A 25,813-nucleotide genomic window follows, 5' to 3' on the forward strand; every position below is an offset into this window, starting at 1 on the left:
GGGGTTTCCCGGGCGGATGGACAAAACGGAGGTGTAGGTCTAGAGGTGAAGGCCTGGGAGAATGAGTCCACGATGATCCCTGATGAGTCCGACGGAGCGACGAGCTTCGCCGACCTGGGGCTGCGAAGCGGGCTCCTGGAGGCGCTGTCCGGTCTCGGCTACGAAGAGCCCACGCCCATCCAGCGCGAGGCGATACCGCCTCTCGTGGAGCGGAAGGACCTGGTCGGCCAGGCCGCGACCGGGACGGGCAAGACCGCGGCGTTCGCGCTGCCTGTGCTGCAGCGCCTGCCCGAGGAGGGGCGCGGCCCCGGGCCGACGACGCTCGTCCTCGTGCCGACGCGGGAGCTGGCCGTACAGGTCTCGCAGGCGTTCCACCGCTACGGCCGGGGCCTCGGCGTCCGGGTGCTGCCCATCTACGGAGGGCAGCCGATCGGCTGGCAGGTGAAGGCGCTCGGACGCGGGGTCGACGTGGTGATCGCCACGCCCGGGCGTGCGCTGGACCACATCGGGCGCGAGACGCTGCGCCTGCACGACGTCCAGACGGTCGTGCTGGACGAGGCGGACGAGATGCTCGACATGGGCTTCGCCGACGACATCGAGGAGATCCTCCAGGAGACCCCGGAGGACCGCCAGACGGTGCTGTTCTCCGCGACGCTGCCGCCCCGCATCGAGGGACTCGCCGGCCGCTACCTCAAGGACCCGGTCCGGATCCAGATGGGCCGCGAGACCGGGCAGCCGCCCGGCATGCCGCCGCTGATCCGGCAGAGCGCGTACATGGTCGCCCGCGCGCACAAGCCCGCCGCGCTCGGGCGCGTGCTCGACGTCGAGGCGCCCACGGCCGCGATCGTCTTCTGCCGTACGCGCGAAGAGGTCGACCAGCTCACCGAGACCCTCAACGGGCGCGGCTACCGCGCCGAGGCGCTGCACGGCGGCATGAGCCAGGAACAGCGCGACCGCGTCATGGGACGGCTGCGCAGCGGGGCCGCCGAGCTCCTCATCGCCACCGACGTCGCCGCCCGCGGACTCGACGTCGAGCACCTCACCCACGTCGTCAACTACAACGTCCCGTCGGCGTCGGACTCCTACGTCCACCGCATCGGCCGGATCGGCCGGGCGGGCCGCGAGGGCGTGGCCATCACCCTGGCCGAGCCGCGCGAACACCGCATGCTCAAGGCGATCGAGCGGGCGACCCGGCAGCGCATCAGCGTCGAGAAGATCCCCACCGTCGCCGACCTGCGCGCGCGGCGGCTGGAGATGACCCGTGCCACGCTGAACGAGGTCCTCCTCGAGGACGACCTGGAGCACTACCGCGCCGTGGTCGAGTCGCTCACCGAGGAGTACGACATCATGGAGGTCGCGCTCGCCGCGGTGAAGCTGGCCTACGACTCCAGCGGCGCCGCCACCGACGAGGAGGAGATCCCGCAGATCGCCGAGCGGGCCGCGCGGGACGGCAAGGACCGCCGCGACACCGGCGGCCGGCGCGAGCGCCGCGGCAACCGCTCCCCGGCACCGGGCATGACACGCCTGTTCTTCGGCGTCGGCCGCGGCTCGGGCATCCGGCCGCAGGACCTCGTCGGAGCGATCGCCGGAGAGTCCCGCCTGTCGGGGCGCGACATCGGGGCGATCGAGATCGCCGACCGGTTCTCACTGGTCGAGGTACCGGAGGCCGCGGCGGACGACGTGATCAACGCCCTGCGCCGCAGCACCATCAAGGGCCGAAAGGCAACGGTCCGCCGCGAACGCGACGCCGCGAACAAGCGGTAGGCCGCCGGCGGGCCCGGCGCGAACGCGGCACCACACGCCGATGGCGTGACCGGAAGCCGCTACGCGCCCGGCCGGCCCGCCGGGAGATCACCGCGGAGGACGCCGCGCGGACCGGCCGGCTCCGCGTGGGTGCCGGCCGGTCGTCGTGAGGTGCGGATGCGTCAGATGATGGCCGTGGTGGCGTGGTCGTCGAGGAGACGCAGCCAGCGGTAGCCGTAGCCGGCGAGCCCGATGTCCGCGCCGTCCTCGGCCGGGCCGTCACCGAACATCTGGCGGATCTCGTCGACGCCGTCGAGGTCCAGGTCGGCGGGCAGCCGGACCCGTACGTCGTCGGCGGACAGGTTGTGCAGTGTGACGACCCGGCCCTCTCGCCACCGGTAGGCCAGCCCCAGCACGCGTGAGTCGCCGAGGTCGAGGATCTCCCAGTCGCCCCAGCCAAGTTCGGGGCACTCCCGCCGTATCTGGATCGCCCGGGTCATCCAGGAGGACAGGGAGTCCCGGTCGTGCCGCTGGTCGACGACGTTGACGGCGCGGTAGCCGTACTCGCCGTCGGCGTGCACCGGGCGGTAGACCTCCTCGGCGCGTGAGAAACCGCCGTTCGGGCGCGCGGACCACTGCATCGGCGAGCGCACGGCCAGCCGCCCGTACAGGGACAGGTCGTCGCCCATGCCGATCTCGTCGCCGTACAGCAGGACGGGCGTGCCAGGAAGCGCGAGCGTGAGGGCCAGGACGAGCCGGATACGGCGCGGGTCGTTGCCGAGCATCGGGGCGAGCCGCCGGCGGATGCCGCGCCCGTACACCCGGTGGGTCTCCTCCGGCGCGAAGGCGGCGAAGACCTCGTCGCGCTCGTCGTCGCCGAGCAGGCCGAGGTTGAGCTCGTCGTGGTGCCGGCAGAAGTTGGCGAACTGGCCGTGCTGCGGGTGCTCGGGCCGGGCGCGCAGCGCCTCGGTGAGCGGCCCGGCGTCGCCGCGCGCGTGCGACAGCCACTGCGCCGCGCAGCCGCGGAAGTCGAAGAGCATCTGCACGCCCTCGCCGCCGTCCAGGCCGAGGTAGCGCCCCTGCTCCTCGGGCGAGACGTTCGCCTCACCGAGGAAGATCGCGTCACCGCGCCGCCGCCCCATGAAGGCCAGCAGCGAGCGCAGGTACGTCTCCGGGTTGTCGCGGGCGCCGGTGCCCACCGTCTCGAGCATGAGGGGGAGGGAGTCGACCCGGAAGCCGGAGATCCCCAGCTCCAGCCAGAAGCCGAGGATCTTGTTCATCTCGTCGCGGACGTCGGGATGGGTGATGTTGAGGTCCGGCATGAAGTCGTAGTAGCGGTGCATGTACCACTGACCGGCCTCCTCGTTGTACGTCCAGGTGGAGTCCTGCTCCCCCGGGAACGCCACGTCGGCCGGTTCCTTCTCCTTGTGGTCGCTCCAGACGTAGTAGTCGCGCCGCTTGGGGAACCACGGGTGCTCGTCGCTCGTGTGGTTGAGCACGAGGTCGACGAGCACCCGGATGCCCAGGTTGTTCGCCGTACGGACCATCTCCACGAAGTCACCGAGCGTGCCGAACCGCTCGTCGACGGCGTAGTAGTCGGTGATGTCGTATCCGTCGTCGCGCAGCGGAGAGGGGTAGAAGGGCATCAGCCACAGGCAGTTCACGCCAAGACCGCTGAGATAGTCGAGCCGGCGGGTCAGCCCGGCCAGGTCGCCGATCCCGTCGCCGTCCGAGTCGAGCCAGGTGGCCACGTCCACGCAGTACACGACCGCGTCTTTCCACCACAGATCACTGGTTGCCTTGTCCGTCATCCAGGCCAGTTACCCGGATTCACGGTTAATGCACTGATTGCCCGACTTCGTCGGCGAGCCCGGCCGGAGGGTCCGCGAGGCGTGCCCGGCCGCGGCCGGGGATGAGCCCGGCGACCAGCACGGCCACGAGCGCCGCGACGCCGCCGATCGCCATCGCGGTGCGGAAGCCGGCCTCGGACGGGAGCGCGAGCGTGCCGAACCGCGTGGTCATGTGCGCGAGGACGACGCCGACGACCGCGCTGGAGATCGAGATGCCGACCGAGCGCATGAGGCTGTTGAGCCCGTTGGCCGAGGCGGTCTCCGACAGCGGCACCGCGCCCATGATGAGTGCCGGCATGGCGCCGTACGCGAGGCCGACGCCGGCGCCGATCACGGCCCCGACGACGATGAGCTGCCAGACCGCGTCCATGAACAGGACGCCCACGCCGTACCCGAGGGCGATCACGGCGGCGCCGGCCATCAGCGAGACCTTGGGCCCCCAGAGCCGGCTGATCCGCGCGGACAGCGGCGACACGGCCATCATCACGAGCCCAGAGGGGACGAAGCACAGGCCGGCGGCCAGCATCGTCTGCCCCAGGCCGTACCCCGTGGCCTTGGGCATCTGGAGCAGCTGGGTCAGTACGAGGGACATCGCGAACATCGCGAAGCCGGCCACGACCGACGCGACGTTGGTCAGCAGCACCTGACGGTGCGCGGTGGTGCGCAGGTCGACCAGCGGCCGCGTGACGCGCAGCTCCCACCATCCCCACAGCGCCAGGATGACGACCGCGGCGGCGAACAGCCCGATGGTCAGGCCGCCGGACCAGCCCCAGTCGGCGCCCTTGGAGATCGCCAGCAGGAGGCACAGCAGCCCGGCCGACAGGGCGACCGCGCCCATCACGTCGAACCGGCCTCCGCTGCGGACCTGCGACTCGGGTACGAGCGTCAGCACCCCGACGACCACGAGGGCGCCCAGGCCCGCCGACGTCCAGAACAGCACGTGCCAGTTGGCGTGCTGGGCGATGACCGCGGCGCCGGGCAGGCCGAGCGCGCCGCCGACGCCCAGCGAGGAGCTCATGAGGGCCATGGCCGAGCCGAGCCGTTCCTGCGGGAGCTCGTCGCGCATGATGCTGATGCCGAGCGGGATCACGCCGACGGACAGGCCCTGCAGGGCCCGGCCGACGATCATGGGCGCCAGCGAGCTGCTGAGGCCGCAGATGACCGAGCCGGCGACCAGCACGGTCAGGCTGACCAGGAGCATCCGCCGCTTGCCGACCATGTCCCCGAGCCGCCCGAGGACCGGGGTGGCGACGGCGCCGGCGAGCAGCGTCGCCGTGATCACCCAGGAGGCGTCGGAGGCCGAGGTGTGCAGCAGGGACGGCAGCTTCGGGATCAGCGGCACGACCAGGCTCTGCATCACCGACACGACGATCCCGGCGAAGGCCAGCACGCCGATGACCGCACCGGATCGCGGCGGGTGTGCTCCGCCGGGAGAGGAGGGAAGGCTGGACACGAGGACGCCTCCGTCTTCGCGCTGCCCGGTACGCCCCCTGTGCCGGCCCCCGGATCCGCGCTTCGATGATCGCGGTCAAATTTTCGTACACCATACACTAAATGGGTGCGGCGTCCTCGGGTACGAACGCGCGCCGCGTACGCTGGCAGCCTGTCGGTGGACGGAGCGAGAGACGATGGCAGCAGGCGAGACGATGACGGCCCGTGGACGCGGCCGCCCTCCGCGGCTGTCCTGCGACCAGATCGTCGGAGCCGCCGTCGCCCTCCTCGAACGCGAACCGGACGTCACCTTGACCATCAAGCGCGTCGCCGAGGCGGCCGGCTCCGCGCCGATGGCCCTCTACCGCTACTTCCCCGACCGCGACGCCCTCCTGCAGGCCATGGCCGACCGGGTGATGACCGACCTGCAGCCGAGCCGGCCGGCCGGCGACACGTGGCAGGAACAGGTCGGCGCGTGGATGCGCACCGCGCGGGAGCGGCTGCGGCCCTACTCCCAGCTGTTGCCGTACATGGCCGCCACCCGCCAGCCGGTGGGCCTGCCCGCGCTGGCCCGGCTCGCGACGATCCTGCGGCCGCTCGGGCTGGACGAGGACGACCTCGCCCTGGCCGTCATCCTGATCGGCTCGACGACCTTGAGCCACGCGCTGTACGAGACACGCCGGCGCCCGGCCGAGGAGACGGTGGCCGGACTGACGGAGGCCCTGGCCCTCCGCCCGCAGACCGAACGCGAGGCCGTCGGCCCCCTGCTGCCGGGCTTCCCGTCGGCCTACGCACGCCTCTACGACACCGTCATCGAACATGCGATCGCCGCCATCGAGTCCCTCGCCGCCGGATAAATGGGGCGGAGCCGGACGGTGGCCGGTGTTACCGTTCCGGGGCCGGCCGCGGGACTCCGGTGCGACTTCCGGAACCCGCCTGTGAAGCGATGATTCGCAGTTCGTGCCCTCATTCCCCGGCCGGCCCCGTACCCCCCGGAGGCTCCGATCGACACGCGCGCCGAATCCAGTGCGGACCTCATCGCCGCCGATGACGTCCTGCTGTTCGTGAACGCGGCGATCACGAGCACCGGCCAGCGTGAGTTCTACTCCGGCGCCGAGGAGCAGACCCTCTCGCTGGACTTCCTGCACCGCTACCTGCTCGGCAACTACCGCGACCTGTACGCGGCCACGCTCGCCCTGGACATCAACGACCACAACGCCGTGCTCATCGTCCGTCATCTGCTTGCCACCGCGACGGAGGCGACCCCCGGGCAGCGCCGCGCCGAAGGGCGGCTGATCGCCCGCCGGCTCCGCCTGCTGCCGCCCCAGCGCGTCTACCGGCTGTTCAGGGAACTGCGCCGGGCCAAGATCAACAACCGGCGTACCAGGGCGATCGTGCGGGAGTGGCTCGCCGGCCGGCCCGATCCGGCGTTCGACGCGGTGAAGTACCGAAGTGCGGTCAAGGTCGCCGTCCGCCACGCGCACCTGCGGCCCGACGGGGAGCTGGGGGCGTTCCTGTTCACCCCGCTCAAGCCCGCCGCCTACGCCACGCCGATCCTGGAGACCTGGCGGCGGGCGCACTACGAGCAGGCCGCGCTGTACGACCTGCCGTACACCGTGGCGGAGGGCTTCGCGGCCAAGCACGGGATCGCGCGCGGAAGGTTCCTGGAGCGCATCGCGCCCCGGCTCACCCGGCTGGAGCGCCTGCGCCTGCAGGAGTCGGGCCGGGAGACCGGCGCGGTCAAGGCCGACCTCACCACGATGCCGCTCACCCGCCTGGCGACGTACGTCCTCGCCCTCTCGGGCAAGGACCGGGTCCGCCGCCGCGAAGAGCTGACGGACGCGCTGCGCGCCGCCGCCCGCCGCACGGCGGGTGACCAGGCCGGGACCTGGGGCGCGGTGGCCGCCGTCCTCGACGACAGCTTCTCCGCGTACGGCTCGGGGCAGAAGCGCCGCCGCCCACTCGCGGTCGCGCTCGCCTGCCACTTTCTCCTGGAGGCGCTGGCCGCCGACTACACGGCGCTGTGGCTGTCGGGCCGCTCCGACGCACTGCTCGTCCATCCGTACGGGCCGACGCCGCTCGGCGAGCGCATCCTCGACGGTCTCGAACGAGGCCCCGACCGCCTGGTCATCGTCTCCGACGGATGGGACAACGCGCCGCCGGGCCTGGCGGGCGAGGTGCTGCGGATCTGGCGCACCCGGCTCGATCCGGACCACACCTGCGCGATCGTGCACCTCAACCCGGTCTACGACGCCGCCGACTTCGACGTACGGCGGCTGGCGCCCACCGTCCCGACCGCCGGCATCCGCGACGCCGAGGACCTGGTCGCGCTGGCGGGCGTGGCCCGGTTCGCGGAGGGACGCAGCGGCTTCGCCGAACTCCACGCCTACCTGGTGCGCCGCGTCGAGGACTTCCTCCGATGACCGGCCTCGCGCTCACCGGGCTCTCCACCCGCCCGGCCCAGGCCTGGGGCGGCGTACGCCTCGTCCCGCTCGTACGCGAGCGGCCGATCGAGGACCTGCGGCTCGACGCCCGGCTCTACGGCGCGGACCTCGGCGTCGTCGAGGTCACTCCGCGGTCCGCGTACTTCTCCTACGTCCCGCACGGTTTCGTGGCGAACTGGGCGCCCGACGAGAACCCCGCCGCCGCGTACGGCACCCAGCTCCGGGATGCGGAAGAGCGCACGCCCGACCGAATGCCGCTGCGCTTCCACCGCCGCATGGCGCGCCGGGTCGGCAAGAGCCGCCTGCGCTTCCTGCCCCTGCACCTGGCGCTCGAGGGCTACCTCGCGCTGCACTTCGGCGGGCCCGAGATCGCCTGGGAGGAATGGTCGCACCGCGCGATCGCCCACGGGCTCTCGCCGCGGGTGGAGGAGTCGTACACCGGGTCAGTGGTCCGGGGCCTGGACGACGCCCTGCGCGTCTTCGAGATCCACCCCGGCCAGTGCGGCGTCCTCCTGTACGTCGCGGACGCGCTCGCCGCCGCGTTCGTGGTGCCGCATCCCGGCGACTACCGCGCCCTGCACGCCACCCTCCTCCACGACCTGTACGGCGAGCTGATCTACCACTACGCGATGCTCGGCATGCCGGTGCCGGACTTCCGCGCGCGCATCGAGGACACGGCGGTACGGTCGCTCGCCGACCTGCGCGCCCAGGCTCGCCGGCAGCGGGAGGAGTGGGCGGTCTTCAACGACGAGGTCATGGCCGGCGCGCTGCTGGGCGCGGACTACGCCTACGAGCACGTCTACACGATGGGCCGCTACCACCTGTCCCGCTTCCTGCCGCCCTTCGAGCGGCAGCGAGAGAACCACATCGGCGAGCTCATCACCGACGAGACCGGCCGGCTCGCCTACCTCAAGACGTTCCGGCTCTCGGAGAACCAGATCCGCCGTGGCCACCTGCTGACCAGGCTCGCCGCGAACGACTGGAACCTGGCCGGCACCGCCGCCGCGCTCGGCGTCACCGAGGCCCGGCTCGGCCTGCGCATCGAGGCGGCGGGCTTCGGCCACCTCCTGCGCCAGGACGTCCGCGACCGCTACCGCGCTCAGGCCCGGCGCTGAGTGCTCTCCAGGTAGCGCAGGACCGCGGTGACCCGCCGGTCCGCCCGGTCGCTGGGGGCCAGGTCGAGCTTGGCGAAGATGTTGCGGATGTGCTTGTGCACCGCGCCCTCGGTGACGAACAGGCGCTCGGCGATGGCGGTGTTGCCCAGCCCCTCGGCCATGAGGGCGAGGACGTCGCGCTCGCGGGCGGTGAGCCGCTCCAGCGCGGTGTCGGGGCGGGAGCGCGTGAGCAGCTGCGCGACGACCTCCGGGTCGATCGCGGTGCCGCCCTCCGCGACCCGGTGCAGCGCGTCGAGGAACTGCTCGACGCGGCCGACCCGCTCCTTGAGCAGGTACCCCAGCCGTACGGCGCCGCCGGAGAGCAGTTCGGTGGCGAACGCCTGCTCGACGTACGCGGACAGCACGAGGACGGCCAGTTCGGGCTGCCGGTGGCGCGCCTCGACGGCGGCGACGATGCCCTCGTCGGTGTGGGTCGGCGGCATCCGTACGTCGACGATGGCGACGTCGGGCCGGTGTTCGTCGACCGCCGCCAGGAAGGTCTCCGGCGAGTCGGTGGTGGCGACCACGTCCAGGGACTCCGCGCGCAGCAGCAGCGCGACGCCCTCGCGCAGCAGCGGGTCGTCTTCGGCGATCACAATCCGCATGGCAGCTCCACCTGGAGAGTCGTCGGCCCACCGGGTGGGCTGGTCAGGGCGAGGTGGCCGTCGTGCGCCTCGATCCGGCGGCGGATGCCGGTGAGGCCGGAGCCCTCACGCTCCTCCGCGCCGCCGACGCCGTCGTCCTCGATCCGCAGCGAGAGGGTCCCGCCCTGGAGGCGTACGGTCACGAGGGCCTGCCCGGCCCGGCTGTGCTTGGCGATGTTGGTGAGCGCCTCGGCGACCACGAAGTAGGTGGTCGCCTCGGCGGAGGCGGCGCACCGGCCGGGCACCTCGACATCGACCGTGCAGGCGACCCCGCAGTCCGCCGCGAGCCCGGCCAGCGCGCCCGCGAGCCCGCGGTCGGCCAGGACGGGCGGCAGGATGCCGCGCACGACCGTACGGAGCTCGGCCAGGGCCTGCTCGGCGGCGTCCTGGGCGCGTTCGAGCATGGCGTCGGCCGCCGACGGGTCGCGGGCCAGCGCGCGCCGGGACGCGCCGAGCAGCACGGTGACGGCGACGAGGCGGTTCTGGGTGCCGTCGTGCAGCGAGCGCTCGATGCGGCGCAGCTCGGTGGCGTGGGCGTCCAGCGCCGCGGCGCGGGTGGCGGACAACTGGGCGACGCGCAGGGACAGGTCGGTGTCGGCGGTCGGCGGCAGCAGCCGCCGCCCCGGCCACGCCTGCAGCCGCGCCATCCCCGGTGAAAGGAGGAGGAGCCCCGCCACGAACGCCACGCCCAGGAACGCGACCGCCAGCGCGTCGGAGGAGTCGCGCACCTCCCAGAACACCAGGCTCGGCGTGGCATCGGCCGGAGGGAGGAACCTCCACCAGAGCGGGTACGTGAGGTCCTGCACGCCGTTGACCGGCAGCGTCATACCTGCCAGGCCCAGGAACAGGCCGAACGTGCCGTGGGCGGACACCCAGCGGAGCTCCCGCCGCATGCCCGGATCCGCCAGGGCCGCGCGTACGCCGGCCGGCGCGGGCCCCGGTCCGATGATCTCGGGCCCCCACCGGGAGAGCCGCGCGCGCTCCCGGTCGGCGACGGCGCGCACCACCCGCGGCACGGTCGGCGCGAAGATCAGGCCCACGCCGACGACGGACGTGAGCGCCACCACGACGATCCACGTCAGGGCGGCGGACGCCAGCACGGCGGTGCCGAGGCCGCCGACGAGATGCTCGACCGCGTCCAGGACGACGCGGGCGCGTACGACGAGACCATGCCGTCGCCGCTCCTCCGCGGTCGCCGGTTCGTGCTGTTTCGCCCGCATCCACGTGACTCTAGGGGTGCCGGTGATCGCTGTCAGGCGGCCGGTGAAGGAGTACAGCCTGCTGTACCAAGACGGACGCGCCAGCGGGATCGTCCCAGGCGACGGCCGTTCCTAACGTTGTGCACCGTCAGCCGAACCCCGATGAAGGAGCACACCATGACCGCCGATCCGTACCGGATCACCGAGGCGTCCCGGCCGCCGGAGCCGGCGCCCGGCCGGACCACACCGAACGGCTTCCTACGGCCGGTGCTGTGGCTGCTGCTGGTGATCAGCGCGGCCGGAAACATCGCCACCTCGAGCACCGGCGTCAGCGTCTTCGTCAGCGGCGCGTTCGGGCTGGCGACGCTGGGCCTGGGCATCGCCCTGGCCGCCCAGCACTACCGGGGCCGCCGCAAATGAAGACGGCACCCGAGCGCGACCGCCCGCACACCGGCCGGCCGGCGCCGGCCGTGACGCTGGAGCAGGTCACCAAGGTCTACCCGGGCGGCGTCCGCGCGCTCGACGGGGTCTCCCTCACCGTGGAGCGCGGGACGTTCCTCGCGCTCATGGGCCCGTCGGGGTCGGGCAAGAGCACGCTGATGCACTGTGCCGCCGGGCTGGACTCGCCGACCAGCGGAAACATCCTCATCGACGGCACCGCGATCCACGGGATGAACGAGACCCGCCGCACCGAGCTGCGCCGCGAACGCGTCGGTTTCGTGTTCCAGTCCTACAACCTCGTCCCCTCGCTCAGCGTCGCGGACAACATCACCCTGCCGCTGCGCCTGGCGGGCCGGGCGCCGGACCGCGAATGGGTGCGGACGCTCGTCGAGCGGGTCGGGCTGAGCGACCGGCTCGAACGCCGCCCGGCCGAGCTCTCCGGCGGCCAGCAGCAGCGCGCGGCGATCGCCCGCGCGCTGGTCACGAGGCCGGCGGTCGTGTTCGGCGACGAGCCGACCGGCGCGCTGGACCTGCGCACCGCCCGCGAGGTGCTCGACCTGCTGCGCGACCTGGTCGCCGGCCTCGGCCAGACCGTGGTCATGGTGACCCACGACCCGGCCGCCGCCGCACGGGCGGACCGGGCGCTGGTCATGGCCGACGGCCGCGTCGTCGACACGATCACGTCGCCCACCGCGGCCGACCTCGCCCACCGCATCACGACGCTGGAAACGGAGTAGGCGATGCTGCATCTCGCGCTGCGCCTGGCCCGTCACCGCATCGCCGCGCTCCTGGCCGTCGCGTGTGCCACTCTCGGCGGCGCCAGTTTCGTGACCGGCATCGGCGTGCTCGCCGAGTCGGGGCTGCGGTCCCACGCGCCCGTCCACCGGCTCGCCCACGCCGACGTCGTCGTCTCGGCCGCCCAGACGTACCACGCGCCCGGAGACCTTCCCATCGCGCTGCCGGAGCGCGCCCGCGTACCGGGCGACCTGGTCGCGCGGCTGGAACGGCTTCCCGGCGTCACCGCCGCCATCGGCGACGTGAGCCTTCCCGCCGCCGTCGTCGACCGGCACGGGAGCGTCGTGCCCGCCGGAGACCCGGGCGCGGCCGGGCACGGCTGGTCCTCGACCGGGCTGCTCGACCGTCCGCGGGTGTCCGGCACGGCGCCGGCCGGTCCGTCCGACGTCGCCGTGGACGCGCGCACCGCGGCCGCCGCGGGCGTGCGGGCGGGCGACCGGCTGACCGTGATCGCCGCCGGCCACCGCGGGACGTACCGCGTCTCCGCCGTGGTCACCACCGCCGAGAGCGGCATCTTCTTCACCGACGCGACGGCGGCGCGGCTGGCCGGGCACGGCGTCGACCTGGTCGCGCTGCGGACCGGCGCCGTCTCCACGGTCGCCGCGCGGGCCCGCGAGCTGGCCCGGCCCGCTGGGCTGACGGTGTCCACCGGACCGGCGCGGGGCGACGCCGAGTCCCCGGACGCGATCGCCGGCCGGCAGATCCTGCCGCTGCTCGCCGGCTCGCTCGCCGGGATCACCCTGCTCGTCATCGGGTTCATCGTGGGCGGCGCGCTGGCCGTCTCGATCGGCGCCCAGCGGCGGGACCTCGCGCTCATGCGCGCCGTCGGGGCCACCCCGCGGCAGGTACGCCGGCTCGCCGCCACGCAGGCGATCCTCGTCACGGTCGCGAGCCTGGTGCCCGGCATCCCGCTGGGCTATCTCCTGGCGGAGCGGTTCCGGCTGCTGCTGGTGTCGGGCGGGATGCTCCCCTCCTCGCTGCGGCTGACCTTCAGCCCGCTCCCCGCGGTCGCGGCCGCGCTCCTGCTCGTCCTCGTGGTCCAGGTGTCGGCCTGGTGCGCGGCGTTCCGCGCCTCCCGGATGCCGGCCACCGAGGCGGTCGCCGAATCACGCAGCGAGCCGCGTACGCCGTCCAGGCGCCGGGGGTTCGCCGGAGCGCTGCTGATCGTCGGGGCGAACGCCGTCTCGGTGGCGCCCCTGCTCGCGCGCTCGGAGGTCGTCGCGGCGGTCACCGCCTTCGCCGGCATCCTCGCGACGATCGGCCTCGCCCTGGCCGGTCCCGTGCTCATCCGCGGGCTCAGCCGTACGCTGGCGCGGAAGCTGCCCGCACGCGCGTCGGCGCCGACCTGGCTGGCGGTGGCCAACAGCCACGGGTACGCGCTGCGCGTCGCGGGCGCCATCACCACGCTCGCCATGGCCGTGGTGTTCACGCTGACCTACGCGCTGACCCAGACCACGGTGCTGCGTGCCACCTCGGACGACATCGACGCCGGGACGACGGCGCAGCTCAGTGTGACCGCGCCCGGGCTCGGCGGCCTGCCCGGGGACGTGCCCGCCGCCGTACGCGCGACACCCGGGGTACGGGCCGCCGCGCCGGTCACCTCCACGACCGTCGTGTGGTCCTACAAGATGACGGGCGACGACGAGTCCGACAGCAGCACGGCACTGATCCTGAACCCGGCCGCGCAGGGCGTCCTGGACCTCGGCGTACGGTCCGGGCGGCTGGCCGACCTCACCGGCGCCACCGTCGCGGTCGACGCCGACGCCGCCCGGCTGCGGAACACCTCGCTGGGCGGCACGGTGAGCCTGGTCCTCGGTGACGGTGCCCACGTCACCGCCCGGGTCGTCGCGATCTACACCCGTGGCCTCGGTTTCGGCCCGGTCGTGGTCTCCCACGACCTCGCGGCCGGGCACACCACGACGGGGCTCGACCAGAGCCTCTTCGTCCGTACGGACGGCACGGACACGGCGCGCCGCGGCCTGACCGCGCTCGCCGCGTCCCACCCGGGCCTGACCGTCGACCCCACCGGCCCCGCGCCGGACGGCCTCGGCAGGGTGCCGCCGGAGCTGTGGATCAATATCGCGGTGCTCGCGGTGCTGCTGGGGTACCTCCTGCTCGGCATCGCGAACAAGCTCATCGCGAGCACGGTCCAGCGCCGCCACGAGATCGCGGCGCTGCAGCTGATCGGCGCCACACCGGGCCAGGTCCGCGCGATGATGCGCCGCGAGGCGGGACTGATCTGCACCGTCGCGCTCGGCACCGGTCTCCTGCTGTCGGTACTCCCGCTGGTGTTCCTGTCGATCGGCTTCCTGCACCGGCCCTGGCCGGCCGGACCGGTCTGGCTGCCACCGGCCATCGTGGCCGTGGTGGCCGGGATCGCCTTCCTGACGATGGAGATCCCCACCCGCCGCGCGCTGCGCGTGCCGCCCGCGCACGCGCTCACCCGAGGGTGAGGGTGTCCTCGGGGTTCTGGCGGGCGATGGCCGCGAGCGCGCCGAGTGCGGCCGTCAGCGGGTCGAGGGGCGGAGCGGCGAGCGCGAGGCGTACGGCGTCCGGGGCGTGGCCGGCACCCACCGTGAAGGCGGCGGCGGGGGTGACGGCGACGCCCCGGCGGGCCGCCGCCGCGACGAACGTCTCGGCGCGCCACGGCTCGGGAAGCCGCCACCAGCAGCAGTAGCCGCGCGGGTCTGCGGCCACGTCGAAACCGGCCAGGCGCTCGCGCATGACGTCCTGCCGGGCGACGGCGTCCGCGCGCTTGGCGCGCTGGAGGACCTCGGCGGTGCCGTCGGTGAGCATGCGGGTCACCGCGTCGAGGGCGAAGCGCGTGGCCGACCACCCGCCGGACCGCAGCGCCGAGGCGACCCGGCCGGCGGCCGGCGGCGGGGCGACGGCGAAACCGGCCGTCAGCCCCGGCGCGAGTCGCTTGGACATGCCGTCCACGACCACGACCCGCTCGGGTGCCCGCGCCGCCAGCGGAGGGACGTCCTCGCGGAGGAAGGAGTAGACGCGGTCCTCGATGGCGTACAGGTCGCGTTCGCGCAGCAGCGCGGCGATCTCGGCACGGCGCCCGGCGGGCATGGTCGTGCCGAGTGGGTTGTGGAGTGTGGGCTGGAGGTACACGGCGCGCAGCGCGCCGGCGGCGCGGATCGCCGCCGGCCGTACCCCGTCCTCGTCCATCGCCAGCGGGACGAGCGTGACGCCGAGACGCGCCGCGATGCCCTTGACGATCGGGTAGGTCAGCGCCTCGACGCCGAGCCGTTCGCCGGGCGGGACCAGGGCCGCCACCGACGCGGCCACGGCCTGCCGCCCGTTTCCGGCGAACAGCACCCGGTCCGGCTCGGGCGCCCAGCCGCCGCCGGAGAGCAGGCGCGCGGCGGCCTCGCGGGCCTGCGGTGTTCCCGCCGCGCCGACCGGCCGCAGCGCCGCGTCAAGGACGTCGTGCCGCAGCATCCCGCCGAGGCTCGCGGCGACGAGCGCGGGCTGGTCCGGCAGGACGGAGAAGGCGAGTTCGAGGTCGACCAGGGCGTCGCCCGGCTCGGCGAGGGCGGGCTCGGCCGGCGGCCGTGCGGCACGGACGAACGTGCCGCGGCCGACCTCGCCGACGGCCAGGCCGCGCCGGATCAGCTCGGCGTAGACGCGGGCGGCGGTCGACCCGGCGATGCCGTGCTGCCGGGCGAGCCGCCGCTGCGGCGGCAGCCGGTCACCGGGCCGCAGCCGCCCGTCGGCGATCCGCGCCGCCAGCTCGTCCGCGATCCTGCGGTATTGGTCCACGATTGCCGATCATTGCACCGAGAACAATCCGGTGTATTGCTCTGAGTCGTCGCCCTCCCTAGCGTTGAGATGACAACGATCCGGAGGAGCGCGATGACCCTGGCCTATGACGCGGTGGGCGAGACCGGCGCGCCGGTCGTCGTGCTGGTGCACGGCCACCCGTTCGACCGCTCGATGTGGCGGCCGCAGGTACGACGGCTCGCCGAGGCCGGTTACCGGGCGATCGCCCCGGACCTGCGCGGCTACGGCGAGAGCACGGTCGTACCGGGGAAGACGCCGCTGGCGGCGTTCGCCCGCGACGTCGTGGAGCTGGCCGGTCGCCTGGGCGCCGGCGACTTCGTGCTCGGCGGGCTGTCCATGGGCGGGCAGATCGCCATGGAGATCCACCGGCGGGTACCCGAGCGGATCCGCGGCCTGGTGCTCGCCGACACCGCGCCGTGGGCGGAGACCCCGGAGGGCCGCCGTACGCGCAACGAGGCCGCCGACCGGCTGCTCCGCGAGGGCATGCGCCCGTACGCCGAGGAGGTCCTGCCGAAGATGGTGGCGCCGGCGACGGTGGAACACCGTCCGGCGGTGGCCGAGCACGTGCTCGGCATGATGCTCGCCGCACCGCCGGAGGGCGCCGCCGCGGCGCTGCGCGGCCGCGCCGAACGCCCGGACTACGCCGCGTCGCTGGAGGGGGCCACGGCACCCGTCCTGATCGTCGTCGGCGAGGAGGATGAGTACACCCCGGTCGCGGACGCCAGGCGGATGCACGCGCTGATCCCCGGCTCGGCGCTCACGGTGATCGAGGACGCCGGGCACCTGCCGAACCTGGAGCGCCCGGAGGCGTTCGACCGGGCGCTTCTCGCCTTCCTCGGCGCCCTGCCGGCAGGGACAATCCGCTGAGACAGGCCGTAGGCTCGGAGCATGTACGACATCGCCATCAGCGTCGCCGCCTGTCTTCGTGCCGGTACCCAGGTGGACGTGGCGTGGGCCGTCGAGACGCGCGGCTTCAGCGCCCGTGACCACACCGAGGCACTCATGATCACGCCCGGCGGCGGCCGGGTGGGGTCGGTCATGTCGGGCTCGCTCAACGAGCGGCTCGCCGAGCTGGCCGGTGCGGAGAGCCGCGGCCGGCTCGTCGACCTGCGCGTCGGCGAGGTCGACGCGCTCGTGGCCGGCCTGGCATGCGGCGGGGACGCCCGCTGCCTGATCCTTCCGGCGACCGAGCTGCCCGTCGCGCTGTGGGAACGCCTCGACAGGCGCGAGCCGGTCTGCCTGGTCACGCGGCTCGACGGCACCGACGTCGTGGAGACCTCCGTGTACGGGCCGGAAACCATCGACGAGGCGGGCGAGGACGCGCGAACGCTGTTCCGCCAGGCGACCAGCGGCACGGCCGTCGCCGGCGACGCGGTCATCACCGTCTGGCGGCCGATCCCCAAGCTCGTGATCATCGGTCGCGGCGCGATCGCCGAGGCGCTGGTCGCGGCGGCCGGTCTGCTCGGCTGGAACACCCAGACGATGACGGACGCCGACGAGGCCGCCACGGTGCTCGCCGAGCTGTCCGCGCTGGACAACGCCGTGGTGATCAGCCACGACGCCGAGATCGCCGGCCGGGCGCTCATGGCGGTGCTGTCCGGCGGCGCCGGGTACGTCGGGGCGCTCGGCTCACGCCGTACGCAGGAGGCCCGTGCCCGCTGGCTCGCCGAGCACGGGGTCACCGAGCTGGACCGGATCCACGGGCCGGCCGGCCTGGACATCGGCGCGAGCACCCCGGGCGAGATCGCGGTCTCCATCCTCGCCGAGGCGCTCGCCGTCAGGTCCGGCACCGAGGCCGTACCCCTGGGTTCGCGTCCCGGGCCGATCCACGCGTCCGCGCTCGAGGCCAAGTGATTCGCCAGGTGACGCGGCCCGGTAAAGCGAAAGGTTAATCCGCCGTCGCCGGACCTGAGCGGGGCGACCTACAGTGGGCCGGTCGGCCGAAAGGAGTCCGAGCATGGGTCAACGACCAGATGACGCGGTCGAGGTGCTGCGCGCGGTGTGGGCCGTGGACGGCCAGGACCGTACCGACCTCGACGAGGCCTGCGGCACGCAGAAGCCGTGCAAGAACATGAAGCACGTCAGCTTCGACGGTTTCGCCGAGCCCGGCAGTGACCTGCGTACGGCGTGGCGCGACCGGCTCGAACGCGAGGGCAAGCTCGACCACTCGGGCGGCACGATCCGCGACCTTGTCCTGGGCACGCCGCCGTCCGACCGCTCCTGACATGGATCGTCCGGAGACCGTCGGCGAACTCACCGAGGTCCTGCGCGGCGGCGGCTACCTCTCCGACCGCGGGCTCTCCACGTCGGTTTTCGTGGCGCTGTCGCTGGACCGGCCCCTGCTGCTCGAAGGCGAGGTCGGCGTCGGCAAGACCGAGATCGCCAAGGTCCTCGCCGAGGTGCTCGGCCGCAGGCTGATCCGGCTGCAGTGCTACGAGGGCATCGACACCAACCAGGCCCTGTACGAATGGGACTACGCCCGTCAGATGCTGCAGATCCGGGCGCTGTCCGAGCGCGGCCTGGACGACGACCAGGCCGTCGACCGGCTGTACGGCCCGAAGTTCCTGCTCGAACGGCCGCTGCTGGAGGCCGTACGCGCCGGCGACCGGGCCGTGCTGCTCGTCGACGAGGTCGACCGGGCGGATGACGAGTTCGAGGCCTTCCTGCTCGAACTCCTGTCCGACTTCCAGATCACCGTCCCCGAGATCGGCACCATCGCGGCCGAGCGGCCGCCGCTGGTGATCCTCACCTCCAACCGCACGCGCGAGCTGCACGACGCGCTGAAGCGCCGCTGCCTGTACCACTGGGTGGGCTACCCGAGCGCCGAGCGCGAGCTCGAGATCGTGCTCGTACGCGCCCCGGGCATCTCCGCGACGCTCGCGCGCAAGGTCGTCGCCGCGGTCAACCGGCTGCGCGGCATGGACCTCGCCAAGCCGCCGGGCGTCGCCGAGACGATCGACTGGGTGCGGACGCTCGACGTGCTCGGCGAGTCCGAGCTGACCACCGGCGCCGTCGAGGACACGATCGGCGCGGTCGTCAAGGAGCGCGACGACCTCGACGCGGTCCGCGACGACCTCGAACGGGTCACCTTCGGTGCCTGACGACCCGGCGTACGTCCGGTCGCTGGTCGGCTTCGCGCGGGAGCTGCGTCACTCGGGTCTGCCGGTGGGGCCGGGCGACGTGCTCACCTACTGCGAGGCGATGTCCCCGCTGAACCCGGCCGACCTGCTCGACCTGTACTGGGCCGGGCGGACCACGCTCGTCACCCGGCGTGAGCAGATCCCGGTCTATGACCGGGTGTTCCGGCGCTACTTCCTCGACGACGGCGAGGACGAGCCGGCACCGGACCGGCCGTACACCGTGAAGTCGCGGGCCGAGGCCCAGGCGACGCTGGAGGTCCCGCAGAACGAACCGGGCGAGCGCGAACGCGAGGAGCAGGAGACGCGGCTCGGCCTGGTCGCCTCCGACGCCGCGACGCTGCGGACCAAGGCGTTCGCGGCCTGCACGCCCGAAGAGCTCGCGGCGGTACGCCGGATCATCAAGACGATCGCGCTGACCCCGCCCCGCCGCCGTACCCGCCGCAGCGTCGCCGCGCCCGCCGGCCGGGCACCGGACCTGCGCCGTACGGTCCGCGCGACGCTGCGCGCGCACGGCGAGCCGTCCGAGCTGTTCTGGCGCCGCCGCCGGCTGCGGCTGCGCCCGCTGACCCTGATCCTCGACATCTCCGGCTCGATGGCGGACTACTCGCGCAACCTGCTGCAGTTCGCCTACTCGACGACGCGTACGGCCGCGCGGGTCGAGGTGTTCTGCTTCGGCACCCGGCTCACCCGCATCACGCGAGAGCTGCGCCGCCGCCGGCCCGACGACGCGCTGGAGCGTACCGCCGCGGCCGTCGTCGACTGGGAGGGCGGCACGCGCATCGGCGCGTCGCTGGACGCGTTCGTCCGCGGCTGGGGGCGGCGCGGCGCGTGCCGGGGCGGCATCGTGGTGATCTGCTCCGACGGCCTCGACCGCGGCGACCCGGACGTCCTGGCCACCGCGATGGACCGGCTGTCCCGGCTGTGCCACCGCGTGGTGTGGCTGAATCCGCACAAGGGCAACAGCGTGGACTACCGGCCGAACACCCTCGGGATGATGGTCGCGGCGCCCCACATCGACCTGTTGCTGTCCGGGCACGATCTGCGCAGCCTCGAGGAGTTCGCGGCGCTGCTGCCCTCGTTGAGTTAGGAGCCGGTACGTGAGGTGGAGCGTGACGTTGGCGGCCGAAGGCGACCGGGTGATGACCCGGGAGGAGATCGTCGAGCTCGCCGACGCGGTGGCCGTGCACAGCGGCATCGCGTCCGGCATCGGCACGACGCGCTACGGTGCGCAGCTGTCCGTCGAGGCCGACAGCCGCGAGGGCGCGGTCCAGAAGGCCTCCGCGGAGTTCGCACGCGCGGCGGAGCGCGCCGGCCTGCCGTCGTGGCCGATCGCCGACGTCGGGGTGATCGGTGAGGACGACGACGACCTCGGCTTCCTCGCGTGATCAGGCTCGGCTCGCTGGCCGGCTACCCCTTCGAGGGCCCGCGCGTCCTCGCCGGCTGGACCCCTCCGGACGCGCCCGCCGTGTACGCCGTCATGTACCGCCCCGAGCCGGAGACCCGGCCCGACCGCTACGCGGTGATCTACGTGGGCCACTACGAGGACCCGGCACGGGAGCGCTTCCCGTTCGGCCACCCGCGCTCGGCGTGCTGGGTGAAGCGCGCGGGCAGCCGGTTCAAGCTCTACGTCTGCACGTACGAGGTGCCGGGCGGGCTGACCGCCCACCGCGAGCAGATCGTGCAGGAGCTGAGCTCGGTCTACCGCCCCGGGTGCAACGAGCAGGCGTACGAGCCGTCGTGGAAGGCCGAGTGGATCGGCGAGTACTCCGCCCCCACCACCGGCCCCCTGACGACGGGCCGCGACCCGGGCGACCCCTCCTGAACCGCTACCGAGGTGAGTAGCCGACGCCGTCGTGGAGGCGGGAGCGGCGGCGGCCGGACGCCGGGCGGGCCGGGACGGGTTCGGCCGGCTCCTCCGGCCGGGGTGTCACGCCGGTGACGATGCCCTCGGCCATCCCGTACAGCAGGGGCAGGGCGCCCGCCACGACGCCGCCCGTGCGGTTGATGTGGTCGACGCCCGGGATGATCGGCTTGGCGTTGTCGCCGATCTCCCGTACGAGGTCGCGGCACTCCTCCAGGTTCGTCGCGATCCGGCCGAGCTGTGAGCCGACCACGAAGAGGTAGAACGCGAGCCCGGCGATCAGCAGGGCGATGTCGATGACCGACAGCACCACCATGGTCGTCACATCCTCACCTTGTCCAGCACCCGGCCCAGGAACAGGTGGTGCTTGAGTCCTTCGGCCAGTACGGCGTCGACGCCCTCGCCGGTCTCGGCGATCAGCGTGGTGTCGGCGGTGTTGGCCGCCGCGGCCTTGAGCGTGTCGCGCACCATGGCGACGCGCCGGTCGATCGTGCGTACGAGCACGACGAGAAGGGTGAGCAGGGCCGCCACCGCCAGCACGACGACGAACCCGCCGATGATCGCTCCCCACCACAGCCCGCGCTGTGTGGACGTGAGCGCCAGGTCTCCGGTGCCCATGGTCAGCCTCCCAGTCTCGTGCGTCCGCGTTCGAGCCCGGCGACGATGACCTGCGCGTGCTCGATCGTCGTTCTCAGCTCCTTCAGGGCGGCGGTGTTGTGGACCGACTCGGTCAGCGAGTCGTCGATCGTCTTCGCCTGGCCGCCGATCGAGCGGGCCAGCAGCAGGATCGGCACGACCAGCGCGACGACCACGAGGACGACGACGATCGCGACCGTGTAGCCGATCGCCCAGCCCGTGGTCGAGCCGCTCGAAGCGGCGGCCACGTGGACGGCGGAACCGGACATCGTCCCCCCTTTCATACGGTTTCGCAGAAGTCGCGGACCGGCTTGAGCTCGGCGTTCACCGACGGCAGGACCTCGGGGACCGTACGGGTCCGGTCCGCGACGACGGCGACGCCTCCGATGACGTCCCCGAGCGTCTGACGCACCGCCCTGAGATGGAAGATCACGCGTAGCAGTCCGAGCGCGGCGGCGGCGACGATCAGCGTGGTGATGACCAGGGTCACCCAGGCGACGGCGGGCATGGCGCGCCCTCCTTTCAGCTCAGCAGCTTGCCGACCGACCCGGCGTACCGGGTCGCGCCGACGGCCACGTCATGGATGGTCTGGTCGGTCTTGGCCAGCGCCTCGGGCACGCCGTCCAGCTCGCCGGCCAGCGCGACGCCGCCGGCGAGGATGTCATCGGCGGCGCCGCGGATGCGTTCGAGCGCCGCCAGCACCCGGTTGAGGAGCGCGACGAGTACGGGGACGACCACCAGCAACAGCACCGCGTTGCCGATCCACCACAAGACCATGAGCGGCCTCCTCACGTCCGGTCGGGTTGGTAGGGCAGGAAGAAGCGGCGCGCCACGCGGCCGAGCGCCATCCGCATGGCGCGCAGGGCGATCGTGAGGCCGCCGGCCGAGCCGGTCTTGATCTGGTCCGGCGACAGGCCCTTCTCGATCGCGTCGATGCGGGTCTGCATGTTCACCGCGAAGTCGCGCATCAGCACCGACGTGACGTCGGAGATCATGCCGCGGCCGTACTGCGCCGCCGCGCCGGAGAGCTGGAGATCCTGGGCCACCTCGACGCGGCTGCCGCGCGCGGTGGCCACGACGTTGGCCGTCACCGACATCGCGGCCTGGCCGCGGCCCTTCTCGTCGGCGCCGGCCGCGTCGACCACGATGCGTCTCGCGGCGTCGTCGCGTTCCCTGATCTCGGCCGTTCCGGCGAACCGCATCCGGACCGGGCCCATGCGGATGGAGACGTTACCGCGGTACTTGTCGTCACCGAGGTCGTCGGTCAGTTCGGCGCCCGGCAGGCAGGCCGCCACTCCCGGGATGTCGTCGAAGAACCTCCACACCTTGTCCGGTGACTCGGGGACTTCGAAGTCGCTCTTGATGAGCATTCAGGCCTCCTGTCGGGCGTAGGCGTAGGCACCCGGGTCCTTGACGAAGGCGTCGCGGCAGCCGGCGCAGCAGAAGTGGTGGGTGACTCCGTCGTGCTCGGCCACGGGGCCCGGACCCTCCACCGTCATCCCGCATACCGGGTCGATCCTCGGCGCGGGTACGGCGACGGGTTCCCCCGTACGGGGCAGCTCTCCGGCGGCGCGCAGCCGTACGAGCTCGGCCAGGATCGCGACGGCGATCTCCCGGTGCGAGGTGTGCCCCAGGTCCAGGCCCACCGGCGCGCGCACCCGGTCGAGCAGGTCCTGTGGCACGCCGCGGTCGGCGAGGTAGCCGAGCACGGCCTCGCCGCGGCGCCGGGAGGCGACCAGCCCGACGAAGGCGGGCGAGGCCGAGACCGCCTGCTCGACGGCCTCCTCGTCGCCGTGTCCCTGGGTGGCGATCACCACGGCCGTACGGGGGCCGGCGTCGGCGGCGGAGAAGTCCGGGCCGTCGCGCAGGTCGGCCCGCCAGCCCAGGGCCCGGGCGAGGTCGGCGAGCGTGTGCGCCATCGGCGAGCGGCCGACGACCACGAGGTGCGGGGTGGGGAGCACCGGTTCGATGAAGACCTCCAGCGCGCCTTCGCTCTGGCACGAGATCGGGATGACGGCCATGCCGTCCGGGACCGCCGCGCCGAAGCGGTCCGGCGTGCCGAGCAGCAGCAGCCGCGACTCCCCCGAGCGGATCACCTCACGGGCTTCGCGGATGACGACGGGCTCGGCGCAGGCGCCGCCGATCCAGCCGGTGAGCCCGCCGTCGGCGGTGATGATCGCCCGCGAGCCCTGCTGCCCGGACGAGGGGCCCTGCCGCCACACCACGGTGGCCAGCGCGAACTCCTCACCCGCGCGCGCCAGCTCGCCGGCCTGGTCGATGACGTCCCATCCGCTCATCACTCATCCACCTTCACCGGCGGCGCGCCGGACACGTCGTGCCGCTCGGACAGCGCCTCGTACACCCGGTCGGGCAGCAGCGGCATGTCGATGTTGCGGACGCCCGTGTCCTTGATCGCGTCCATCACGGCGTTGACGAAGGCGGCCGGGCCGCCGACGGTCGCGCACTCCCCGATCCCCTTGGCGCCGAGCGGGTGGTGCGGGCACGGGGTGACGACCTCGTGCAGCTCGTACCCGGGCGTCTCCCACGAGGTCGGCAGCAGGTAGTCCATGAAGTTCGAGCCGACGCAGTTGCCCTCGGCGTCGAAGGTGATGAACTGCATGCTGGCCATGGCGTACGCCTCGGTCAGGCCGCCCATGATCTGGCCCTCGACCACCATCGGGTTGATGCGCACGCCGCAGTCGTCGACGGCGACCGTGTTGAGCACGTCCCAGACGCCGGTCTCCGGGTCGACCTCGACCGTGACGATGTAGCAGGCGAACGGCCAGGTCAGGTTGGGCGGGTCGTAGTAGGCGTTGCCCTCCAGGCCGGGCTCCATGCCGTCGGGCATGTTGCTGTACGCGGCCATCGCGCACTCCTGGATGCTGACGCCCCGGTCCGGCGCGCTGCGTACGTAGAAGCGGCCGAGCTCCCACTCGACGTCCTCTTCGGAGACCTCCAGCAGGTGGGCGGCGAGCTTGCGCGCCTTGGCCCGGATCTTGCGGGACACCATCGCCACGGCCGCCCCGGCGACCGGGGTGCTGCGGGAGGCGTACGTGCCCATGCCGAACGGCGCGGTGTCGGTGTCGCCCTCCTCGACCACGACGTCCTCGGCGGGCAGGCCCAGCTCGTGCGCGACGATCTGCGCCCAGGTGGTCTCGTGGCCCTGGCCCTGGGTCTTCGCGCCGGTACGGAGGATCGCCTTGCCGGTCATGTGCACGCGCAGCTCGGCGGAGTCGAACATCTTGATGCCGAGGATGTCGTACTCGCGGCTGTTGCCCGCGCCGAGCGGCTCGGTCATCGTCGAGATGCCGATGCCGAGGAGGCGTCCCCGCTTCCGCGCCTCCTCCTTCTCGCGGAGGAAGTCCTCATACCCCACGGCCTTCAGCCCGACGTCGAGGCACTTGCCGTACTGGCCGGAGTCGGTGAGGAAGCCGAACGGGGTGCGGTGCGGGAAGTCGTCGTCGCGGACGAAGTTCCGGCGGCGGAACTCCGCCTGGTCGATGCCCAGGTCGTCGGCTGCCGCCTGGACCATGCGCTCCTGGAAGAACATCGCCTCGGTGACGCGGAAGGAGCATCGGTAGGCGACGCCGCCGGGCGCCTTGTTGGTGTACATGCCCCGCGCGGTCAGGTGCGCGGCCGGGATGTCGTAGCAGGCGAACGCCGAGTGCATCAGCCCGATCTTGAACTTGCTCGGCTGCGCGTCGCCGAAGAACGCGCCGTGGTCGGCGTCGGTGTGCATGCGGACGCCGAGGATCTTGCCGTCGGAGCGCAGCGCCATCTCGCCCTGGAGGTAGACGTCGCGGCCGAACCCGGTGGAGATGAGGTTGCCGCTGCGGTCCTCGATCCACTTCACCGGGCGCTCGGTCAGGATCGAGGCGAGGATCGACATGACGTAGCCGGGATAGACCGGCACCTTGTTGCCGAAGCCGCCGCCGAGGTCCGGAGAGATGATGCGGATCATGTGCTCGGGCAGTTCGGCGATCAGCGCGACGGCGGCGCGGACGATGTGCGGCGCCTGCGTGGTCATGTAGACGGTGAGCTTGGAGGTCGCCCGGTCGAAGTCGGCGATCGACCCGCAGCACTCCAGCGGCGACGGGTGCGACCGCGGGTAGTGCAGCTCCATCTTGGAGATCACGTCGGCCTCTTCGAAGGCCCGGTCGGTGCCGGCCCGGTCGCCGACCTCCCAGTCGTAGATGACGTTGTCGGGCTGGTTCTCCTTGTCGTCGCGGATCAGCGGCGCGCCCTCGGCCGTGGCCTGCGTCGGGTTCACGATCACCGGGAGGGGCTCGTAGTCGACGACGATCGCCTCGCAGGCGTCCTTGGCGATGTACGGGTCGTCCGCGATCACGCAGGCGACCTCCTGGCCCTGGAAGCGCACCTTGTCGGTGGCCAGCACGGCCTGCGTGTCGTAGGAGAGGGTCGGCATCCAGGCCAGGTTGCGGGTGGCCATCATCTCGCCGGTGAGCACGAGACGTACGCCGGGGATGTCCCAGGCCTTACTCGTGTCGATCGATTTGATCTTCGCGTGCGCCAGCGGGCTGCGCAGGATCTCCATGTGCAGCATGCCGGGCAGCGTGATGTCGTCGACGTAGTTGCCGCGACCGCGGATGAAGCGGCTGTCCTCGACGCGCGGGCGGCGGGCGCCCATCCCGCCGATCTTGATCTCGTCCAGTGCCGTCATGG

The 25,813-nt window shown here is 72.9% G+C and carries 27 protein-coding genes; 14 read left to right on the forward strand and 13 right to left on the reverse strand.

What is annotated here, in order from left to right; all coding sequences use genetic code 11:
• Positions 1–72: 72 nt before the first annotated feature.
• Complete coding sequence (locus tag QWU11_RS14015; protein WP_290107633.1) at positions 73–1,764, forward strand: DEAD/DEAH box helicase; 1,692 nt, start codon at positions 73–75, stop codon at positions 1,762–1,764.
• A 161-nt stretch (positions 1,765–1,925) separates the two neighbouring features.
• On the opposite strand, the gene QWU11_RS14020 is transcribed toward QWU11_RS14015, so the two are convergent.
• Positions 1,926–3,554: an alpha-amylase family protein gene (locus QWU11_RS14020; RefSeq protein ID WP_290107635.1), complete on the reverse strand. Its 1,629-nt coding sequence runs from the start codon at positions 3,552–3,554 to the stop codon at positions 1,926–1,928.
• A 25-nt stretch (positions 3,555–3,579) separates the two neighbouring features.
• Positions 3,580–5,046: an MFS transporter gene (locus tag QWU11_RS14025; RefSeq protein WP_290107656.1), complete on the reverse strand. Its 1,467-nt coding sequence runs from the start codon at positions 5,044–5,046 to the stop codon at positions 3,580–3,582.
• Positions 5,047–5,221: 175 nt separating this feature from the next.
• Here QWU11_RS14025 and QWU11_RS14030 point away from each other — a divergent pair, with 175 nt between their 5' ends.
• The 3 genes from QWU11_RS14030 (at position 5,222) to QWU11_RS14040 (ending at position 8,583) form a co-directional block, all read left to right on the forward strand.
• The gene (locus QWU11_RS14030; protein ID WP_290107660.1) at positions 5,222–5,881 is read left to right on the forward strand and encodes a TetR/AcrR family transcriptional regulator; all 660 of its coding nucleotides are present in this window, start codon (positions 5,222–5,224) and stop codon (positions 5,879–5,881) included.
• 207 nt (positions 5,882–6,088) lie between these two features.
• Positions 6,089–7,447: a hypothetical protein gene (locus tag QWU11_RS14035; RefSeq protein ID WP_290107665.1), complete on the forward strand. Its 1,359-nt coding sequence runs from the start codon at positions 6,089–6,091 to the stop codon at positions 7,445–7,447.
• The gene (locus tag QWU11_RS14040; protein ID WP_290107668.1) at positions 7,444–8,583 is read left to right on the forward strand and encodes a hypothetical protein; all 1,140 of its coding nucleotides are present in this window, start codon (positions 7,444–7,446) and stop codon (positions 8,581–8,583) included. The genes QWU11_RS14035 and QWU11_RS14040 overlap by 4 nt, the downstream gene beginning before the upstream one ends.
• Here QWU11_RS14040 and QWU11_RS14045 read toward each other — a convergent pair.
• Together QWU11_RS14045 and QWU11_RS14050 are read right to left on the reverse strand one after the other, a co-directional pair.
• Positions 8,568–9,227 carry a response regulator transcription factor gene (locus QWU11_RS14045; RefSeq protein WP_290107679.1) on the reverse strand — a complete coding sequence of 220 codons (660 nt, stop codon included), beginning with the start codon at positions 9,225–9,227 and terminating at the stop codon, positions 8,568–8,570. The genes QWU11_RS14040 and QWU11_RS14045 overlap by 16 nt on opposite strands.
• Positions 9,215–10,486: a sensor histidine kinase gene (locus tag QWU11_RS14050; protein WP_290107687.1), complete on the reverse strand. Its 1,272-nt coding sequence runs from the start codon at positions 10,484–10,486 to the stop codon at positions 9,215–9,217. Before QWU11_RS14050 ends, QWU11_RS14045 begins: the two co-directional genes overlap by 13 nt.
• A 156-nt stretch (positions 10,487–10,642) precedes the next feature.
• On the opposite strand from QWU11_RS14050, the gene QWU11_RS14055 reads away from it, so the two are divergent.
• From QWU11_RS14055 to QWU11_RS14065, 3 genes are read left to right on the forward strand one after another with little or no spacing between them, the layout of a single operon-like run.
• Positions 10,643–10,885 (forward strand): hypothetical protein, encoded by a 243-nt coding sequence (locus tag QWU11_RS14055; RefSeq protein WP_290107689.1) that lies wholly within the window; start codon positions 10,643–10,645, stop codon positions 10,883–10,885.
• Positions 10,882–11,643: an ABC transporter ATP-binding protein gene (locus QWU11_RS14060; RefSeq protein ID WP_290107691.1), complete on the forward strand. Its 762-nt coding sequence runs from the start codon at positions 10,882–10,884 to the stop codon at positions 11,641–11,643. The genes QWU11_RS14055 and QWU11_RS14060 overlap by 4 nt, the downstream gene beginning before the upstream one ends.
• Positions 11,644–11,646: 3 nt before the next feature.
• Positions 11,647–14,154, forward strand: a complete 2,508-nt coding sequence (locus QWU11_RS14065) for an ABC transporter permease (protein WP_290107695.1) — start codon at positions 11,647–11,649, stop codon at positions 14,152–14,154.
• On the opposite strand, the gene QWU11_RS14070 is transcribed toward QWU11_RS14065, so the two are convergent.
• Positions 14,141–15,472, reverse strand: a complete 1,332-nt coding sequence (locus QWU11_RS14070; protein ID WP_290107699.1) for a PLP-dependent aminotransferase family protein — start codon at positions 15,470–15,472, stop codon at positions 14,141–14,143. The two genes, QWU11_RS14065 and QWU11_RS14070, sit on opposite strands and share 14 nt — an antisense overlap.
• 93 nt (positions 15,473–15,565) lie before the next feature.
• On the opposite strand from QWU11_RS14070, the gene QWU11_RS14075 reads away from it, so the two are divergent.
• From QWU11_RS14075 to QWU11_RS14105, 7 genes are all read left to right on the forward strand, one after another.
• Entirely contained in the window at positions 15,566–16,360 is a 795-nt protein-coding gene (locus QWU11_RS14075) for an alpha/beta fold hydrolase (protein WP_290107702.1), read from the forward strand.
• Between the two features lie 21 nt (positions 16,361–16,381).
• On the forward strand, positions 16,382–17,347 hold the full coding sequence (locus QWU11_RS14080; protein WP_290107707.1) for an XdhC family protein: 966 nt from the start codon (positions 16,382–16,384) through the stop codon (positions 17,345–17,347).
• Between the two features lie 103 nt (positions 17,348–17,450).
• Positions 17,451–17,717, forward strand: a complete 267-nt coding sequence (locus QWU11_RS14085) for a hypothetical protein (RefSeq protein WP_290107710.1) — start codon at positions 17,451–17,453, stop codon at positions 17,715–17,717.
• Position 17,718: 1 nt separating this feature from the next.
• The gene (locus QWU11_RS14090; protein WP_290107712.1) at positions 17,719–18,594 is read left to right on the forward strand and encodes a MoxR family ATPase; all 876 of its coding nucleotides are present in this window, start codon (positions 17,719–17,721) and stop codon (positions 18,592–18,594) included.
• Complete coding sequence (locus tag QWU11_RS14095; protein ID WP_290107714.1) at positions 18,587–19,720, forward strand: VWA domain-containing protein; 1,134 nt, start codon at positions 18,587–18,589, stop codon at positions 19,718–19,720. The genes QWU11_RS14090 and QWU11_RS14095 overlap by 8 nt, the downstream gene beginning before the upstream one ends.
• Positions 19,721–19,730: 10 nt before the next feature.
• Positions 19,731–20,018: a hypothetical protein gene (locus QWU11_RS14100; protein ID WP_290107717.1), complete on the forward strand. Its 288-nt coding sequence runs from the start codon at positions 19,731–19,733 to the stop codon at positions 20,016–20,018.
• The gene (locus tag QWU11_RS14105) at positions 20,015–20,455 is read left to right on the forward strand and encodes a hypothetical protein (protein WP_290107730.1); all 441 of its coding nucleotides are present in this window, start codon (positions 20,015–20,017) and stop codon (positions 20,453–20,455) included. Before QWU11_RS14100 ends, QWU11_RS14105 begins: the two co-directional genes overlap by 4 nt.
• A 4-nt stretch (positions 20,456–20,459) precedes the next feature.
• On the opposite strand, the gene QWU11_RS14110 is transcribed toward QWU11_RS14105, so the two are convergent.
• Genes QWU11_RS14110 through QWU11_RS14145 form a run of 8 tightly spaced genes read right to left on the reverse strand, consistent with a single transcriptional unit; the run spans position 20,460 to position 25,811 of the window.
• Positions 20,460–20,819 (reverse strand): hypothetical protein, encoded by a 360-nt coding sequence (locus QWU11_RS14110; RefSeq protein ID WP_290107733.1) that lies wholly within the window; start codon positions 20,817–20,819, stop codon positions 20,460–20,462.
• On the reverse strand, positions 20,816–21,112 hold the full coding sequence (locus QWU11_RS14115) for a hypothetical protein (RefSeq protein WP_290107739.1): 297 nt from the start codon (positions 21,110–21,112) through the stop codon (positions 20,816–20,818). The genes QWU11_RS14110 and QWU11_RS14115 overlap by 4 nt, the downstream gene beginning before the upstream one ends.
• Positions 21,113–21,114: 2 nt before the next feature.
• Positions 21,115–21,399 carry a hypothetical protein gene (locus QWU11_RS14120; RefSeq protein ID WP_290107743.1) on the reverse strand — a complete coding sequence of 95 codons (285 nt, stop codon included), beginning with the start codon at positions 21,397–21,399 and terminating at the stop codon, positions 21,115–21,117.
• Between the two features lie 11 nt (positions 21,400–21,410).
• On the reverse strand, positions 21,411–21,638 hold the full coding sequence (locus tag QWU11_RS14125) for a hypothetical protein (protein WP_290107752.1): 228 nt from the start codon (positions 21,636–21,638) through the stop codon (positions 21,411–21,413).
• 14 nt (positions 21,639–21,652) lie between these two features.
• On the reverse strand, positions 21,653–21,907 hold the full coding sequence (locus QWU11_RS14130) for a hypothetical protein (protein WP_290107754.1): 255 nt from the start codon (positions 21,905–21,907) through the stop codon (positions 21,653–21,655).
• A gap of 11 nt (positions 21,908–21,918) precedes the next feature.
• Positions 21,919–22,500, reverse strand: coding sequence for an SRPBCC family protein (locus QWU11_RS14135; RefSeq protein ID WP_290107755.1), 582 nt, complete (start codon positions 22,498–22,500; stop codon positions 21,919–21,921).
• Entirely contained in the window at positions 22,501–23,427 is a 927-nt protein-coding gene (locus QWU11_RS14140; RefSeq protein WP_290107756.1) for an XdhC family protein, read from the reverse strand.
• On the reverse strand, positions 23,427–25,811 hold the full coding sequence (locus QWU11_RS14145; RefSeq protein ID WP_290107764.1) for an aerobic carbon-monoxide dehydrogenase large subunit: 2,385 nt from the start codon (positions 25,809–25,811) through the stop codon (positions 23,427–23,429). Before QWU11_RS14145 ends, QWU11_RS14140 begins: the two co-directional genes overlap by 1 nt.
• Positions 25,812–25,813 lie beyond the last annotated feature (2 nt).

The organism is Actinomadura sp. DC4 (genome assembly GCF_030406325.1).
GTDB lineage: Bacteria > Actinomycetota > Actinomycetes > Streptosporangiales > Streptosporangiaceae > Actinoallomurus.

Bases quoted from the DNA above. Each gene is read 5' to 3' on its own strand.
- QWU11_RS14015 (WP_290107633.1), top strand. From the start codon at position 73: ATGATCCCTGATGAGTCCGACGGAGCGACGAGCTTCGCCGACCTGGGG.
- QWU11_RS14020 (WP_290107635.1), bottom strand. From the start codon at position 3,554: ATGACGGACAAGGCAACCAGTGATCTGTGGTGGAAAGACGCGGTCGTG.
- QWU11_RS14030 (WP_290107660.1), top strand. From the start codon at position 5,222: ATGGCAGCAGGCGAGACGATGACGGCCCGTGGACGCGGCCGCCCTCCG.
- QWU11_RS14040 (WP_290107668.1), top strand. From the start codon at position 7,444: ATGACCGGCCTCGCGCTCACCGGGCTCTCCACCCGCCCGGCCCAGGCC.
- QWU11_RS14045 (WP_290107679.1), bottom strand. From the start codon at position 9,227: ATGCGGATTGTGATCGCCGAAGACGACCCGCTGCTGCGCGAGGGCGTC.
- QWU11_RS14050 (WP_290107687.1), bottom strand. From the start codon at position 10,486: ATGCGGGCGAAACAGCACGAACCGGCGACCGCGGAGGAGCGGCGACGG.
- QWU11_RS14055 (WP_290107689.1), top strand. From the start codon at position 10,643: ATGACCGCCGATCCGTACCGGATCACCGAGGCGTCCCGGCCGCCGGAG.
- QWU11_RS14060 (WP_290107691.1), top strand. From the start codon at position 10,882: ATGAAGACGGCACCCGAGCGCGACCGCCCGCACACCGGCCGGCCGGCG.
- QWU11_RS14065 (WP_290107695.1), top strand. From the start codon at position 11,647: ATGCTGCATCTCGCGCTGCGCCTGGCCCGTCACCGCATCGCCGCGCTC.
- QWU11_RS14075 (WP_290107702.1), top strand. From the start codon at position 15,566: ATGACCCTGGCCTATGACGCGGTGGGCGAGACCGGCGCGCCGGTCGTC.
- QWU11_RS14080 (WP_290107707.1), top strand. From the start codon at position 16,382: ATGTACGACATCGCCATCAGCGTCGCCGCCTGTCTTCGTGCCGGTACC.
- QWU11_RS14085 (WP_290107710.1), top strand. From the start codon at position 17,451: ATGGGTCAACGACCAGATGACGCGGTCGAGGTGCTGCGCGCGGTGTGG.
- QWU11_RS14090 (WP_290107712.1), top strand. From the start codon at position 17,719: ATGGATCGTCCGGAGACCGTCGGCGAACTCACCGAGGTCCTGCGCGGC.
- QWU11_RS14115 (WP_290107739.1), bottom strand. From the start codon at position 21,112: ATGGGCACCGGAGACCTGGCGCTCACGTCCACACAGCGCGGGCTGTGG.
- QWU11_RS14120 (WP_290107743.1), bottom strand. From the start codon at position 21,399: ATGTCCGGTTCCGCCGTCCACGTGGCCGCCGCTTCGAGCGGCTCGACC.
- QWU11_RS14125 (WP_290107752.1), bottom strand. From the start codon at position 21,638: ATGCCCGCCGTCGCCTGGGTGACCCTGGTCATCACCACGCTGATCGTC.
- QWU11_RS14130 (WP_290107754.1), bottom strand. From the start codon at position 21,907: ATGGTCTTGTGGTGGATCGGCAACGCGGTGCTGTTGCTGGTGGTCGTC.
- QWU11_RS14135 (WP_290107755.1), bottom strand. From the start codon at position 22,500: ATGCTCATCAAGAGCGACTTCGAAGTCCCCGAGTCACCGGACAAGGTG.
- QWU11_RS14140 (WP_290107756.1), bottom strand. From the start codon at position 23,427: ATGAGCGGATGGGACGTCATCGACCAGGCCGGCGAGCTGGCGCGCGCG.
- QWU11_RS14145 (WP_290107764.1), bottom strand. From the start codon at position 25,811: ATGACGGCACTGGACGAGATCAAGATCGGCGGGATGGGCGCCCGCCGC.